The 14782-nt window shown below is 47.5% G+C and carries 16 protein-coding genes; 1 reads left to right on the top strand and 15 read right to left on the bottom strand.

Annotation, left to right across the window (positions count from 1 at the left end):
• Positions 1 to 10 precede the first annotated feature (10 nt).
• Both BVG16_RS09565 and BVG16_RS09560 read right to left on the bottom strand, forming a co-directional pair.
• Positions 11 to 910, bottom strand: a complete 900-nt coding sequence (locus BVG16_RS09565) for an NAD(P)/FAD-dependent oxidoreductase (protein ID WP_078498321.1) — start codon at positions 908 to 910, stop codon at positions 11 to 13.
• A 63-nt stretch (positions 911 to 973) separates the two neighbouring features.
• The gene (locus BVG16_RS09560) at positions 974 to 1411 is read right to left on the bottom strand and encodes an RrF2 family transcriptional regulator (RefSeq protein WP_078498320.1); all 438 of its coding nucleotides are present in this window, start codon (positions 1409 to 1411) and stop codon (positions 974 to 976) included.
• A 183-nt stretch (positions 1412 to 1594) separates the two neighbouring features.
• Between BVG16_RS09560 and BVG16_RS09555 the strand changes: the two genes are divergently transcribed.
• Positions 1595 to 2143, top strand: coding sequence for a zinc ribbon domain-containing protein (locus BVG16_RS09555; protein ID WP_078498319.1), 549 nt, complete (start codon positions 1595 to 1597; stop codon positions 2141 to 2143).
• Between the two features lie 71 nt (positions 2144 to 2214).
• Here the strand turns inward: BVG16_RS09555 and BVG16_RS09550 are convergent, their stop codons facing one another.
• The 13 genes from BVG16_RS09550 to BVG16_RS09485 all read right to left on the bottom strand — a co-directional run bounded on the left by BVG16_RS09550 (position 2215) and on the right by BVG16_RS09485 (position 14592).
• On the bottom strand, positions 2215 to 3012 hold the full coding sequence (locus BVG16_RS09550; protein WP_078498318.1) for an ABC transporter permease subunit: 798 nt from the start codon (positions 3010 to 3012) through the stop codon (positions 2215 to 2217).
• Between the two features lie 45 nt (positions 3013 to 3057).
• Entirely contained in the window at positions 3058 to 3855 is a 798-nt protein-coding gene (locus tag BVG16_RS09545) for an ABC transporter permease subunit (RefSeq protein WP_078498317.1), read from the bottom strand.
• Between the two features lie 8 nt (positions 3856 to 3863).
• Entirely contained in the window at positions 3864 to 4748 is an 885-nt protein-coding gene (locus BVG16_RS09540; RefSeq protein ID WP_078498316.1) for an ABC transporter ATP-binding protein, read from the bottom strand.
• Between the two features lie 34 nt (positions 4749 to 4782).
• Positions 4783 to 5406 carry a TetR/AcrR family transcriptional regulator gene (locus BVG16_RS09535; protein WP_078498315.1) on the bottom strand — a complete coding sequence of 208 codons (624 nt, stop codon included), beginning with the start codon at positions 5404 to 5406 and terminating at the stop codon, positions 4783 to 4785.
• A 188-nt stretch (positions 5407 to 5594) separates the two neighbouring features.
• Positions 5595 to 6206: a flavin reductase family protein gene (locus BVG16_RS09530; RefSeq protein ID WP_078498314.1), complete on the bottom strand. Its 612-nt coding sequence runs from the start codon at positions 6204 to 6206 to the stop codon at positions 5595 to 5597.
• Between the two features lie 39 nt (positions 6207 to 6245).
• Positions 6246 to 6860, bottom strand: a complete 615-nt coding sequence (locus tag BVG16_RS09525; RefSeq protein WP_078498313.1) for an alpha/beta hydrolase — start codon at positions 6858 to 6860, stop codon at positions 6246 to 6248.
• Position 6861: 1 nt separating this feature from the next.
• Entirely contained in the window at positions 6862 to 7809 is a 948-nt protein-coding gene (locus BVG16_RS09520; RefSeq protein ID WP_078498312.1) for a ring-cleaving dioxygenase, read from the bottom strand.
• A gap of 96 nt (positions 7810 to 7905) precedes the next feature.
• Entirely contained in the window at positions 7906 to 8349 is a 444-nt protein-coding gene (locus tag BVG16_RS09515; protein WP_078498311.1) for a MarR family winged helix-turn-helix transcriptional regulator, read from the bottom strand.
• 354 nt (positions 8350 to 8703) lie between these two features.
• Complete coding sequence (locus tag BVG16_RS09505; protein WP_078498309.1) at positions 8704 to 9516, bottom strand: GNAT family N-acetyltransferase; 813 nt, start codon at positions 9514 to 9516, stop codon at positions 8704 to 8706.
• A gap of 43 nt (positions 9517 to 9559) precedes the next feature.
• Positions 9560 to 11017: an arylsulfatase gene (locus tag BVG16_RS09500; RefSeq protein WP_078498308.1), complete on the bottom strand. Its 1458-nt coding sequence runs from the start codon at positions 11015 to 11017 to the stop codon at positions 9560 to 9562.
• Positions 11018 to 11432: 415 nt separating this feature from the next.
• Positions 11433 to 11783, bottom strand: coding sequence for a hypothetical protein (locus BVG16_RS09495; RefSeq protein WP_078498307.1), 351 nt, complete (start codon positions 11781 to 11783; stop codon positions 11433 to 11435).
• Between the two features lie 52 nt (positions 11784 to 11835).
• On the bottom strand, positions 11836 to 13032 hold the full coding sequence (locus BVG16_RS09490) for a ParM/StbA family protein (protein WP_078498306.1): 1197 nt from the start codon (positions 13030 to 13032) through the stop codon (positions 11836 to 11838).
• A 291-nt stretch (positions 13033 to 13323) separates the two neighbouring features.
• Positions 13324 to 14592, bottom strand: a complete 1269-nt coding sequence (locus BVG16_RS09485) for a stalk domain-containing protein (protein ID WP_078498305.1) — start codon at positions 14590 to 14592, stop codon at positions 13324 to 13326.
• Between the last annotated feature and the right edge of the window lie 190 nt (positions 14593 to 14782).

Here is a 14782-nt window from a genome sequence, read left to right as displayed (position 1 = left end):
CAGATCTAAATTAAAAGATCTCAACCGTTAATTCCATATTTACGCCCATCGCCGCTTTACTTCCACCTGCAGCTGCAATAATCAATTGCGAAGGAGCGAAAAGCGCTGAATCACCCGCAGCGTAAACGCCTTGGATATTCGTTCTACCGAACAGATCGGTGACGATCCCACCACGCTCATCCAACTCACAACCTAGAGACTCGCCAATAGAAGCCGCTTGCCCCCATTGCGGGGTAACAAACCCACCGGATCGCTCCAGGATGACGCCATCCTCCAGCACCACTTGCTGCAGCTGTCCGTTCTCCCCGACAAGTGCTTGGATCTTCTGTGGATATACGGGAATCCCTTTGCTCTGCAATTTAGCCACCTGCTCTTCTGTCAGAACAAGATTTCCATTCGTGCATACGATAAGATCCTTCGTCCACTGTTCCATCATCATGGTCATATGATACGCGGCTGCGGTATCTGAAATGACGATTAGCGGTTGATCACGCAGCTCCCACCCATCGCAATAGGAGCAATTAAAGATACTCTTCCCATAATACTCCCGAAGACGATCCACGGCAGGCAAGGTCTCACGCAGACCCGTTGCCAAGATGACTTTGCGGGCATGATACGTCTCTCCCACTTCCGTAATGAGTTCAAATACGTCAGCATGAGACTTCACGTCCTGCACCTTGGATGACTGTATATGAATGGAAGGGTATTTCATGAGGTCCTGATGCGCCAGTCTTCGAAACTCCTGCGGTGATGTACCGTCCCGGGTAATGAAGCCATGCGATTCCTGCGTCACTGCATTCCGTGGCTGGTTATGATCCAGCAGCAGTACCTCTCGTCTTGCTCTCCCGAGTACGAGCGCTGCATTAAGCCCCGCAGGCCCTCCACCAATAATGGCACAATCAAATATCATATTGCCTTCACGCCTCCCCTTCAATTAAAGACTCAGCTTATCTGTAATTCATCTAAAAAAAACTTACTGCGCTACTCGATTCACAAACGACAGAATCCGTTCATCTGACTTCTCAACCAGCTCAGCAATCGTACGTTGCTGCAAGTATTTCTCCATTTCCTGCTCTGCCTGCGACATGACACACTCAACCATACAATAAGGAGCGTTCTCATCATGCCCTGCCCCGCACTGAAACAAGCTTTCGTTACCTTCAATTGCCTGAATCACATGTAGAAATGAAATGTCTTCTTTGTTCTTTGACAACTTATAGCCTCCGCGAACTCCAGGTGTAGACTCCACATAACCCGCTTTCACAAGTTTCGTTAAGATCTTGGAAAGATACGTCGGAGAAATCTGCTGGAATTCCGCTAATGGCAGAACACCGATGGTCTTGCCTGCAGGCGCTGACGCAAGATACACCATCGTATGTAATGCATAGTTCGTAGCTTTGGAATATTTCATGACAACACCACCTTATTACAGACTGAATTTGTCTACAATTATATGCAAGTGTGCATATTGTGTCAAGTACAGCATAGAATGATCGTTGAAGGCGCGGATAGGCTGCTTGCTTCATTGACCCGCCTGTTTTAGGCATGAGATAATATGGAAAAGAAGGTTATTGTATAGGAGGCTTACCGAGCGATGAGCATATTCAATAAAATGAAAACCGGTTTGAACCAAGTAAAAGATAAGGCACAACAAACCGTCGAAGTGACCAAGTTGAGTTCCCAACTCTCCTCCAAGCGTAGAGAGATTCAAGATCACTACGAAGAGCTAGGCGAGCTGGTCTATCGTGCCTCAGGCATGAGCAAGAATGCAACCACCTCAATGGACGAAGCCGAAGGACAAATGACAACCCTTTGCCGTGTGATCGCCCAATTAGAGGAGCAAGTCATCACACTCGAACAAGTTCTTCATCGTGTCAAAGGGGAGCAAATATGCCTATCCTGCGGTTCTGTGGTTCCTGAAGAATCCCGATTCTGCAGCCGTTGCGGCAAGGCGTTCGAACCGGAGACGACCATTGTGGAGCCCGAGGTTAAATACTATCAGACGACATACACAGCACCTTCTCAAAGTTCCGTCTCCGAACCGCGGAATTCAGAAGAGGCTGCCACAACAGACACCGCGCGTTCAGATGCTGCTGAGGATACGCATTCTACGACATCCGATGATTCCAATAAACCCGAATAAAGCTCCAATAAGCAAGTAGAAGACGCCCGCACGAGCCTGTGCAGGCGTCTTTTCCGTATCCGATCCGATGATTACACTGTCAGATCCCGTTTGTTATAGAAATAATAGGTGGCGAAGAGTGAGACGGCTATGATCACAACCGACAGGATCACGAATACGGGATCATATCCCCCGCCATACATCACCTGCTTCGCTTCGAAATACTTAAACGGCGTTACATATTTCAACGCATCGATCTGTCCGCTAATATCAATCATCATCGATAAAATGAAAGTTGCCAGCAGTATGCCTGTAGACAAAGATACGGCACGTTTCGGATGTTTACTGATCGCTGCAATCGCCATTCCAAGCATTAAAAACAGCAGTTGAAGGATGAACATGCCGCCCATTAGCAGCAGAATATCCGGTATGACATTTTCCCCCTTGGCGTAGGGATTGACTAGACCGATGCTTGAAACCAGCATGACGACATTAAAGATGATCACGTTCATTATCGCGGCACAGAGCTTAGCGGATAACACTTGATTTCTGGAGACGGGCTTCACCATTAAGAACTCCGATGTTTTATCCCGCTCTTCCTTCGACAGAATGCTCGATCCGAGCATGGCCGCATGAATCGTTGCCATCACGAGCAAATATATGAAGAGTATTCCGTAATATCCACTCACTTTCGATAGATCCAAGCCGCCTACGCCGAACATCGCTTGCAATGATTTTGGCAAATCCGCCATCAGATTATTCATGGATTGTCCTGAGGAATACATCCCGGCATATTTGCTCATCCCTGATCCAACGAGAAAAACAACACCTATGCACCAAATGATTAATGCCTTCCGATTTGCTTTTAATTCCCGAATAAATATATTCACGAGCTCATTCCTCCCTCAAAGCTCCAACTCATCACCGTCATCTTTTTACACCGCATGAATGTCTTTTTTCACATACACGACATAACTGGACACAATAGCTGCTGCGATAAAAAGAATCGCAATGATCACGAATGGGGTCTCATACCCTCCGCCCTTTGCAATCGAAGCCACATCAACATATTTAAACGGCGTGAAGTATCGAACGGTCTGATCTCCCGTCGTCGCTCCGAACACCCCAATAAAGAAGAAGGCAAATACGGTCCCGAGCGAGATCGGAAGCACGGATTTGATCTTACGTGCCAGAACCGAGATGACAAACCCCAATGCCAAGAACATCAGTTGAACGAACAATAGCGATATCGATATGAGAAAAAAGTTCATGAAGCTATATTCATCGATTCTAACGACAGATGCCATAAGGAACGCTCCCACCAGATAGATGACATTCGTAAGGATGAGGGAAACAACCGCAGCGGATAACTTGGATGTGATGATCTGAGAACGTGTCACCGGTTTGGTTAGCAAGAAATCCGCGGTTTTTTCACGGACTTCTTTGGATACGATCGACGTTCCTAAATTCATCGCCTGAATCGCCCCACACAGCGCAATATACGCAAATGTATAAGCATAGAACCCCAGCAGCGATGTAATGGTATCCATATCGAGTCCCATCGCCTTCAATACCGTATCAGGCATCCCCTCAAGCATGGCCTTGAATTGTCCTGCATCTTTCGCGAACGTGGGGTACATGGAGAACATCATGGCCACAAGCGCCACCATCGTAATCGTCCACGTGATTGTGGATTTCCGATAAGCCCGTAATTCATGCCAGAACATATTCATGACTTGGCTCAGTCCTCCTTCTCATAGTAGTGCATAAAGATCTCTTCGAGGTCAGGCTCTTCTACCCAGACATTCTGAATTTCGATTGCCGCAATCTTGCGCATCACTTCGTTGATATTTCCTTTATACAAAAAGCTGACGTGTTGACCCTCTTCCTTCAATTCATTGACCCCGACCATTCGGAAATAACCAGCAGATACCGGCGTTTTGGTTTCGATTTTGAATCGTTTATAATTGCTCTCCTTCAGCGTGCTGATCTTCTCCAACTGAATGAGCTTTCCTTCCTTCACAATGGCAACACGGTTACACAAGCGCTGCACCTCGCTCAGAATATGAGAGGAGAAGAGGATCGTCGCCCCCTTCTTATTTTCCTGCTCCAACAATTCGAAGAACTTCTGCTGCATTAACGGATCTAATCCGCTTGTTGGCTCATCGAGAATTATCAGCTTCGGTCCATGAAGCAATCCCTGCACAATACCCACTTTCTTCTTATTGCCAAGGGATAGGTCATCAATTTTCTTCGAAAGATCTAGATCCATGACTTCCGCCAGTTCTTTGATCCGCTTACTGCAATCCTTGTTATAGAAGCTGGCTGAATACTTCAAGAGATCCTTTACCTTCATATTGTCGTAGTAGAAAACTTCGGACGGCAAATACCCAATTTCTCGCTTGATCTCAGGCCCGTGCTGGATGATGTCTTTGCCAAAAATCTTCGCGCTTCCGCTTGTCGGATGAATCAATCCGAGCAATGTACGAATCGTGGTCGATTTACCCGCTCCATTCGGACCGATGAATCCGAAGATCTCGCCCTTCTCTACCGTGAAGCTCAAATCGGTAATCCCTCTGGCCTGCCCGTACGTTTTGGTTAGATGATCAATCTCAATCACGTTCATGCTTCAACACTCCTTTTTTCGCCCTGTGAACTTTTTATTTATAAAAGGCTTGCTTCAACAACTCCAGATATTCATCGATCTCCTTCAACATCTCGTCTAGATTGATCTGATCCAGCGGTATCGCTCGAATTTGCTCCTGCACGCGGTTACTGTACCCTTCCAATGTCCAGAAAATGATATGGGTCGCTTTCGAAGCATCCACATCCGCTTTGAACTTCGATGTGTCAATATCCTGAAGCACGCGGCGGAACGCATCGGAAATCGTCGCCTTATTCCGCGGCTCCAAGGCTCGCTTCACCTCTGGCGCATCATCCTCATTCGCCATTCTGATAAATTGAAACATCTCGGGATGCTTATGCATCAGCTCGATCTTAATCACAACGACTTGCTTCCATCGTTCCAGCATGTCACGCTCTTTCATATCCAGCTTGGCGAAAAATTCGCTCATCATCATCTCGATCGAATAGTCGTATAAATATAAGAACAAATCCTGCTTATTCTTAAAATAATGAAACAGCAACCCCTTCGAAATCTCGGCTTCCTTCACCATCTCATTCGTCGAGGCCTGCGTGTATCCTTTTTGCGCGAACTGCTTCAGTGCGGCGTTAATAATTCGTTCCTGCTTTTCCGGATTTAAATTATGAAATTTAGAAATCATATGTTGTGTCCTCCATGGATTCCCTGCCATTGACCACTTTGGTCAACATCATTGTACTCCCGTTGACCATCGTGGTCAATAGTGAAATTTATCTGTATTTAAAACTTGAATTTATGCCTCCCTGGAGACGAAATAACACAAAAAGTCCTTGTATCCAATAGAATACAAGGACCTTTTTATTTGCTATGTTACATTGGCCGCTCCAATGCGAATATCTCGCCTAATTTCGCGTAATTGCTGCCTGCAAGCCGGCTTACGGGTTGAAGCGCTTCAGGAAGAACATGCCCTTCATCGTACACCGAATCATCGAGATGGAATTGAACGACACGTCCGATCAACAAATCCGTCGAAGGCGAATCGGCTGTTCCTCCCAAGGGAACAATGCGTTCTAGCCTACACTCCATCCTCACTTTGGCATCGGCAATCCCTGGAACGCGCACCTTCGAGCTTGGGACGGTTGATAATCCCGCGAATTCTACTTCACTCTCGTCCGGCGATAGATTTGCAGCGGTCTGATTCATCTGCCTGACATAGGATTCATCTGCAATATGGACGACGAACTCACCTGTCTCCGTCGCATTTCTTGCCGTGTCCTTTGGCATGCCTTGCTTGCGCTGTACCGATATAGAAATCATCGGCGGATCTGCCGTCACGATATTGAAGTAGCTGAAGGGAGCAGCATTGACCGAGCCGGTATTCGACAGCGTCGTGACGAGCGCGACGGGCCGAGGAATAATACTCCCAATGAGCAGTTTATAATTATCACGTTCACTTTGATGCTGTGGATCAATGCTAATCACGGGAACACCTCATTTCGGTCTTTGGAAGCCGCATTATCATTATTTATTGTTAAATTGATCGTTATACCATGCTGCTGCCGCGTCTACTTCGGTACGTGTCAGTTGATGACCGTAGTTCTCCCAATGGACGTCCACCGATGCCCCTGCTTGCGTCAGCATCGCTGTTAGATCTTCCGTCTCGCGGGACGAACAAATCGGGTCATTTTTGCCAGCTCCAATGAAGATCGGGATACCAGACAAGTTCGGCAGTTCTTTTCCCCTTAGCGGTACCATCGGATGATGAAGGATGGCCCCGCGAAGAGCATTCGCATCATGGAAGAGCAAGCTGCCTGCGATGTTGGCACCGTTGGAATAGCCAATGGCTACCACGTTACGACGGTCGAATTGATATTCTTCGGCTGCCGAGTCCAGAAAGGCATTCAGTTCCTCCGTGCGGAAGATGAGATCCTCCACATCGAAGATCCCTTCCGCCAATCGGCGGAAGAAGCGAGGCATGCCGTTCTCTAGAACATTCCCCCGTACGCTTAATACAGAAGATGTTGGCGATACCACTTCGGCGATGGGCAACAAGTCTCGTTCTGTGCCGCCAGTGCCATGTAAGAGCAGCAGTACAGGAGCTGATGCATCTGAACCTTGCTTGAAAATATGTTTCATCTTATAGATCCTCCTCTAATACACGAACCTCGAACGGTTCCAAATTTGCAGTGATCTCTTGGCGTTGCGGTTCGAACCAATCCGGCAGCATCAAGTTCTCGCCCAAATGCTCCGCTTCTTCGTCCCGGGCAAAGCCTGGAGGGTCTGTTGCAATCTCGAACAGAATTCCGCCTTCTTCCCGGAAATATATCGCATGAAAGTACTGGCGGTCAATGATTGGCGTTGGCTGGAAGCCGTTCTCCGCTACGTGGCTTCTCCACAAGGTATGCTCAGCATCGTCTTTGGCACGCCATGCAATATGATGGACCGTACCAGCTCCGCCGGAGCCATGCGCCATAGGTGTAACGTTTACATCGATAATATTCCCCAAATCGCCGAAGGATCTATAACGTGCATACGCTCCTTCTTGACCTACACGCTCCAGCCCCATCACATGCTGCAAAAGATGAGCCGTTTTGTCAGGCGCCGTACTGTACAGAATTGCCCCGCCGAATCCTTTAATGGCCTTATCCGCTGGAACGCCGCCGAATGACCACTGGCTAAGCGGACCTTCCTCACGTTCCACGATCTCCAGCTGTAAACCATCTTTATCTTCGAACTGAAGATATTGTTCTGCGAATCTGGATGTTTGGGTCACGGGAATCTGGAATTTCGCTAACCGTTCTTTCCAGAAGCCTAGCGTGCCTTTCGGTACGACATACGTCGTGATGCCGACTTGACCGCCGCCTACTCGGCCTTTTCGCGAATTTTTCCACGGAAAGAATGTAATGATTGTCCCTGGGCTGCCCATTTCATTGCCTAAATACAAGTGATATACCTCAGGTGCATCGAAGTTAATGGTCTGTTTAATCAGACGCAATCCTAATACGCCTGCATAAAAATCGACGGTTTGCTGTGGATTTCTTACAAAAGCCGTGATGTGGTGAATACCTGCTGTTTGTTGTTTCATGATAAATTCAACTCCTCAATTTAAATGTATTTAAGATTCTTAATTTAAAGATATATGACGAACGATGTTTGAGAATCGAAATTCCCTATCATCGTGCTACTTAAACGTATCCTGGGCTGCTTTGCCTAACTTTTTCAATAGCTTGCTCGCAACCTGCTTCTCTTCTTCCGTAAGCCCCTGTACCGCCTGTTCAATAACACCGGCATGTTTCGGGAATACTTCTTCGATGAATTGGTTGCCCTTATCCGTGATCTCTGCATAAATAAGTCTGCGGTCTTCACTTGAAGCTTTGCGCCGTACCAGTTCCTTCTTCTCCAGCTTATCGACCACATAGGTGATATTGCCGCTGCTCATCAGAACTTTGCCGCCGATTTGCTGAATAGGCTGTGCACCTTTATGATACAGCAGCTCCAGCACCCCGAATTCCGTACGGTTCAAGCCGTGCAGCCGAATGTCCCGATCCGCATGTGCATTGACCCATTGGCTTGCACGAGAAAGCGCAATATAGAGATCTAGCGATTCATTTTTCCCTTGTACCATAGGACCTCACTTCTTTCCTTCGCGTTCTTCATTTGAATAATTATCTTAATATTAAGATATTATACTTTGAGACCTTTGTCAACACCTTCAGAGGATCTAATTTTATGAAAACGACGCTTATAGATGCATGCATGCGAACCGAATCCAGATGGCTGACCCGGCGAAGGATGCGCTGTTACAGCCCATGCCAGATTCGTCCTCCTATAGGAGGCGGGGCCCGAGGCAATTTCCGCATTTATACCGTGACGGAAATACCGAGGTTTAACCCCTATCCATGGAAATTTCATATCGGTGGGTAAGTTCATCGCCCCGCTGCTTATAACTGGAAGCAATTCGATCGCCGGCGGACCTAACTTATCCAAATTTGATATCTAGGATATTCCCGCTCTCCACAAAACCAATATTACGATACACCTTATTGGAATCCGGGTTATTTACATCCGCATAGAGCATCGGCAGCAACCCTTCTTGACGAAGCATTGCGCATAACTCAGCAACAATCGCGCTTGCATAACCGTTCTTCCGTGCTTCTGAAGGAGTGTATACCGCATTGATCCGCCCGTGTCTTGGCGAGCGGTGCGCAATATTTGCCATGGATACAGGGGCATCATCCACGATCCATAAGTATAAGTTCTGTCCGGCAATCGTAGCCTCCGCGTTAGGACGCTGACTCGCTGAGCTTACCGTTACTCCATACGCTCGATTTGAGAATCCTGCTAGAAATTCAGCAACCGTGTCTACATCTTGGTTCGTTGCTTGTCTCCAAGATCCCGGAACATTTAGAGGTCGCTTTAATGTAGGACAGAAATACGACTCCAGTTGCATGAAAGGCCGCCCTTGGACGTTATTCCGTTCCGCGTACATTTCAGCGAATAAAGCTGCCGTCGCCGGATCTCCAGACACCCCAGGTAATGGCGATTGCTCAAGCTGTTTGATCAAACTACTCAGAACCTTTCGCTTTGCTTCGTCTGGCATATCGGATGTTAACCATAACCATGCATTGTGACCTGGCGTCTGGGCAAAAACCAGATTCCCCTGCTCCGATTGAATGCAGTGAGCGTCCTCGGAGTCTGTGATCCGATGAATCAAGTTGAATTGTACTTCCTGATCCATAAATTCAGGATGATCAAGCCGAATGTCTCTCGCGTGAACCTTCTGTAGTAACATGCCGTATTCCCTCCCCGGAACCTAGATTAAGATCAACAAACCCCTACTGTAAAATATGATTCAAGCAGGCCTTTACCGCGCAGCCTGTCTGAAGTTTTCCGTCCGTCACGTATCCTTCTTCCCGGCCTTTCAGCTCATGAATGAGTCTCTCCCGCCACATCCGAAGTTGATCTGCATAGGCCCCGTCCGCCACGACATTGACGCATTCCATGGGATCCATCTGAAGGTTGAACAGTTGTTCTTCACCGGTCTGAGAGTACCAGATATATTTCGCTGTCCCATCCGTTACATAATGATGCGACATGTTTCCATATGCATGTTCTCCGTGAATATAATCACGCCATACGGTTGGAGAATTTTGTCCCAGCGGCAGTACACTCTTACCGTCTACCGATGTCGGAATCGGCACATCCGCGATATCGAGCAGCGTAGGCATAATATCTCTTAATTCCACGACGTTATCAACCGTCGTCCCTCTTCGCAAATGCAGCAGATCCCCTGGATCACTTAGAATAAACGGCACTTTGGCACTTCCTTCGTACGCCAAGGCTTTGCGGAACAAACGATGGTCGCCAAGAAGCTCTCCATGATCCGATGCAAATAATACGATCGTATTGTGCATCACCCCATATTCCTCCATCGCTTGGAAGAATCGGCCGATCTGGTGATCCAAATGGGTAATAAGCGCATAATAGGCTGCTATGGCTTTCTTCAATCTACGACGTGGTACATTCCCTCCAAAAGTGGTTGGATTTAAGCCTGCAAGCTCCGGGTCCTCTCGCTTAGCCCAATTCCCAACAACTGGATCCGGGAGATCTAAGCCATCATACAAATCAAGATAAGCTTGCGGCGGATCAAATGGCGGATGCGGTCGAACGAATGACATCCAGTGGAAGAATGGCTTCCTCGGATCACGCCTGCGCAAGAAATCAATGGACTGGGTTACAACCCAGTTGGTCGGGTGCAAGGACTCTGCCAGATGCCAAGGTCTTGCTACCGTTGATGCATTGCAGTCAAGTCCTAGATCCGTTAGATCCAGCGAAGCACCTGCCCGGTCTCGCAGCCAAGGCAAATAATCGTCGCAATGGTCGAATGACTCCGCTACCGTGTTGGTATGTTTAAACCGGTTATGATGTAAATAACCGTCATGCAGCACCACATTGTGGAATCCGCATAAATTGCGGACAGGGTCTACATGCATTTTGCCGACACACTGCGTATGATACCCGACTTGCGCCAGCTCGCCCGCCAACATATGCTCATAATTCCATGGGACCTTTTCTTGATATCCTACGCGACCATGCGAACGCTGACTCATGCCTGTCATGATGGCTGCACGTGCCGGGACACAAGTCGGCGTTGCTGAGTAAGCATTGCGAAAGTGCACACCATTACGTGCTAATTGATCCAAATTGGGTGTCTCGACAATGGGATGTCCTGCATAACTTAAGCAATCCCAGCGCATTTGATCGACGGTAATCAATAGGATGTTAGGCTTCATATTCCGTTCCTCCTGTCATGGGTATCATCGAAAATCTTCGTCATCACACATTACCATTACGGTTAGAAGAATCTACCAGGCATATTAGTTGGTTCATATTATAACAGAGTCAGCACGTGGTATCTTCTATGATTTTTCTAACTTCACTTGAACTGTTAAATCGAAAATAAAAAACGCTCCCTCAAGGAGCGCCATTTATCGAGCTCTAGCATGCGATTGTTGCTTGGCGATGTTTGGTGTTACTTGATGTTACTTGGTGTTGCTCGGTAGTGCTTGGTGTTGCTCGACAGTGTTTGGTAGTGCTTGGTCTTACTTGACAGTGCTTTATCATACCTACCAGTACTTCTTAGCGCGGGGTGCGAATGACATGACCCAGTAACACTTTGTAGGACTTTGCAATATTACATATGGCTAACTATATCCAGGCCGCAATGTCCTCATCTTCAATCTCTTCTTCCGGAACAACCTCGACAGCAGCACTTATTTCCTCATCAACTTCTTGAAATCCTTCAACGACTCGATCAGCGTTACGGGAAACTACCAATCGACCGCCCTGCTGGATGGTTATACTCGTCAGGACATTACGTTCCATAGGAACAACCGTCTGTAAGTTACGGACGCCATGTTCAGCAATTTCCTGTTCGATCAGATACCGTAAAGAATCCATTAGATTCGACTGTGCGTTGAGCCAGTTCATCACTGCAGGATCTTCGGTTTTTTTCGTTTTTAAGCTAATATTATCGCCGGGCTGCTTGGTCTTCTTCACACGCGCCACCTTCTTCGTATACTTATTGGATCTCCTCTTCCATCAAGCAGACTTAAGCAGGTTGTGCGGCTTTATTCTTCAATGCTTCATAGATTTTGCCGCGGACAAAGGCATCCAGCCCCATCGCATTCAACGGAACCGCATACGCTGCCGGAATGTACAACAACTGCATTTCCCGCTCTACACACAGCTCGTCCAACAGCGGGTTCAAGAGAGGACGCATCAGAATACTGCCCCCACCGTATACGCAGATAAGATCAATTTCGTTACGCGCTTTCGTGATCTGTCTTTTCACGTTCTGAACGATCTGCTTCACCTGGCTTTCGAGCGGCCTCTTCAAGGTTTTGATCGCACGGGCATGATATTTATGCTTCGGATTCTTAAGGACATCGCTAAAGAATTGACGTGGACTATTTGGCAAATGGATGAGTCGATTAAATTCATCCAGTGCCTCCTCAATCGCATATCCTGCACCGTGATGGCTGCCATGCACGAATTGCCGCAGGAACTTATTGCCCTCTGTAATCGGATATTCCGTCGATCCATCTCCAATATCGACATGAAGAATCCGTTTCTCCTTGAAAAAGTTACCGTTAAACTTCTTTTCGATTTCATAACGTTCGACGAACTCTTGGAAAATCTCGCCCTCCCGCCATTTGCCTTCCGCATCCTTCTGAAGCGTAAATATAACCGGTGTCGCTTCCGGCACGACTTTTACAAAGGGGAATACGATATTCACAGCAACACGACGGATACCAAGGTGAACCGTAATGTGATGCACTCCTGTCGTAAATCGCTTCTCGAACTTCGCAGCAGTCTCATCCGTATGTTGGGTCACCGGGAGCGCTGTCGCCATATCTACCTCAACATCCACATGATCTGGGATACTCCTCTCTTCTTCGTAGGCTTTCTGTACAGCCACGGCTGCGATTTGGGCTAAGGTATTGATCACCGGTAAATCCATGTCGCATTTCAAATCAATGCCAATCTGCAGATTATCTAATATCTCTCCGCTCTCAAGTGCGAATTTCCCTACATAATACATGCCAGGACGCGCTGCCGGCGAATCCACGGTTACGACCAATTGCTCCTGCAACCGCTGAATAAAACCCTCTGGCACCTGTTCTTCACTCCATGGAAGCTCATCCACCGCGCAATTCACATTGGGCTGCTGAATTAATGTACCGTCTACAATCAGATCATGCTCACTGTTCCCATTATCATTTCCTACAAAGAAGTGGTAGCTCATTCCCAATTCCTCCTTATATGCAAAAATATGACTTGGTAATACTTTGCCACACAATGTGTTATTCCACATCTGCTGATGGACCCAACCTGGACAAGCGAAGATGAGAAGGTTTGCCGTCGGAATTTGTAAATACATTAGAAGGTTTAGCAAACAAAAAAAGGACACCTTGCTCAAGTGCCCTCCATTAGACCTATTTGTGATTTTTTCATGCGTTCATCGGTTCGACACACCATTAGAACGGAACCAAATAAGTTAAGACCGACAAAGCTTTCCTTTGCCGGTCTTAACTTGTTATTCTTTTCCTACCGAACTGTTCACAGCAGTTTCCATCTGATCATTGTAAGCACGGAATAAACCCAATCGCCAGAATGCGGCACCCTTCAGGTCATAACGTTTGGCGAGACCCAACTTATCATCCACTGATGTTGGCGTTTCACTGCTTAGACTGATACCTAACAGCAGTTTGTCTTTTGGCACTCCCGCTTGTAAAGCCAACTGAATGGCTTCATTTACAAGACTATTCGGTTCTGCCATCTGAGAGCCTGTACCAACCGGATTATATTGATAGGCCATGATCATAAGATCGTCTGCTAGCGATGCTAGCGTCTTGTAATCGTACCCTTTATAGGCGCTATTCAACGGCGGAACTGCGAGAGATAACGCTGTATCTTGCGGTAATGCTTCTCGAAGCTCTTTTACGTATGCGTTTAATAATTGTTGTTGCTCCTTCGGATTGAGCTTAAATCCAAGCCCCTCGAAATCAAGGGCAACTCCACCGAAACCATTCTCTTTCACAGCCGTCGCAATGCCGGCAATCGACTCGCTGCGTAAAGTTGCATCGCTTAACATCTTCGTCAATTCACCGTTGCCATCGAGTGCGTACACCATTAAATAAGGCTTTACGCCTTGCGTAGATGCATCCGTCACAATAGACTGTGGTGTGGTATCGCCTGCAGCTGCCGGCAGACGATATTCATCGCCTTCTAACGTAAATTTGCCGTCCCGATCAATCCGGCTCCAGCCAAAGGCCACGGAATTCATCGATGCGATGACATCTCTCTCCTGAAAAGATTGCAGAGCATAGAATGCCCGCAAATGCATCTCCCGCTTCGGAGATACAATCGACACGGTGCTTGAAGCCTGATTCCATGCCACTTGTGCGCCAAATTGACTGCTAAAGAAGTTCAACGGAATCAATACGCGACCTTCGCGCTGAACAGGCGCCGCCGGCAGCTTCACCTTCGTCCCATTGACCGTTGCCGATAGATTCCCTACTTGCAGAATCACTTCCGTTGGCTCGCCGTTCTTCATCCCCACGGCCTTCACGATTTGGGTCTTGTTGTCCCATGTCACTTGAATCCCTAACGCCTCGCCGATCGCGCGGAACGGCACGAAGGTAACTCCCTTATCCACCCGCGGCGCCGCGTCGAATGTGAGCGGTACATGATCGAGTAATACAGTCATATTGGACGCCGCTTGCGCGTGGCCTGTGAACGGAGCTGCTCCGATGATGGATAGTGCTAGAAGTGCTGCTGCAGCTGATTTTCCCCAATGCTTCATTCCTCTCATCTCCCTATGAGATCATTACGAAATCCTCCACATCGTGGAAGATTTGCATTTGTCTAGTATATCAATAGATTCATAGCATCTACAAATGCTAGATGACCTAAGCTTCATCATTGGATAGAATTGCATGCTCCCCATACCTGGAAGTTCGTGATTGAAATCACAAGCCTCTCCCTATCTCTGC

The organism is Paenibacillus selenitireducens (genome assembly GCF_002021565.1).
In the GTDB taxonomy this organism is placed as follows: Bacteria; Bacillota; Bacilli; order Paenibacillales; family Paenibacillaceae; genus Paenibacillus_K; species Paenibacillus_K selenitireducens.
The sequence above is the reverse complement of the archived record's forward strand: the minus strand, read 5'-3'. Positions and strand labels throughout refer to the sequence as shown.

Bases quoted from the DNA above. Each gene is read 5' to 3' on its own strand.
- BVG16_RS09490 (WP_078498306.1), bottom strand. From the start codon at position 13,032: ATGAGCTACCACTTCTTTGTAGGAAATGATAATGGGAACAGTGAGCAT.
- BVG16_RS09505 (WP_078498309.1), bottom strand. From the start codon at position 9,516: ATGTTACTACAGAAGGTTCACGCGAGAGACATTCGGCTTGATCATCCT.
- BVG16_RS09545 (WP_078498317.1), bottom strand. From the start codon at position 3,855: ATGAATATGTTCTGGCATGAATTACGGGCTTATCGGAAATCCACAATC.
- BVG16_RS09560 (WP_078498320.1), bottom strand. From the start codon at position 1,411: ATGAAATATTCCAAAGCTACGAACTATGCATTACATACGATGGTGTAT.
- BVG16_RS09500 (WP_078498308.1), bottom strand. From the start codon at position 11,017: ATGAAGCCTAACATCCTATTGATTACCGTCGATCAAATGCGCTGGGAT.
- BVG16_RS09515 (WP_078498311.1), bottom strand. From the start codon at position 8,349: ATGGTACAAGGGAAAAATGAATCGCTAGATCTCTATATTGCGCTTTCT.
- BVG16_RS09525 (WP_078498313.1), bottom strand. From the start codon at position 6,860: ATGAAACATATTTTCAAGCAAGGTTCAGATGCATCAGCTCCTGTACTG.
- BVG16_RS09565 (WP_078498321.1), bottom strand. From the start codon at position 910: ATGATATTTGATTGTGCCATTATTGGTGGAGGGCCTGCGGGGCTTAAT.
- BVG16_RS09520 (WP_078498312.1), bottom strand. From the start codon at position 7,809: ATGAAACAACAAACAGCAGGTATTCACCACATCACGGCTTTTGTAAGA.
- BVG16_RS09540 (WP_078498316.1), bottom strand. From the start codon at position 4,748: ATGAACGTGATTGAGATTGATCATCTAACCAAAACGTACGGGCAGGCC.
- BVG16_RS09485 (WP_078498305.1), bottom strand. From the start codon at position 14,592: ATGAAGCATTGGGGAAAATCAGCTGCAGCAGCACTTCTAGCACTATCC.
- BVG16_RS09555 (WP_078498319.1), top strand. From the start codon at position 1,595: ATGAGCATATTCAATAAAATGAAAACCGGTTTGAACCAAGTAAAAGAT.
- BVG16_RS09535 (WP_078498315.1), bottom strand. From the start codon at position 5,406: ATGATTTCTAAATTTCATAATTTAAATCCGGAAAAGCAGGAACGAATT.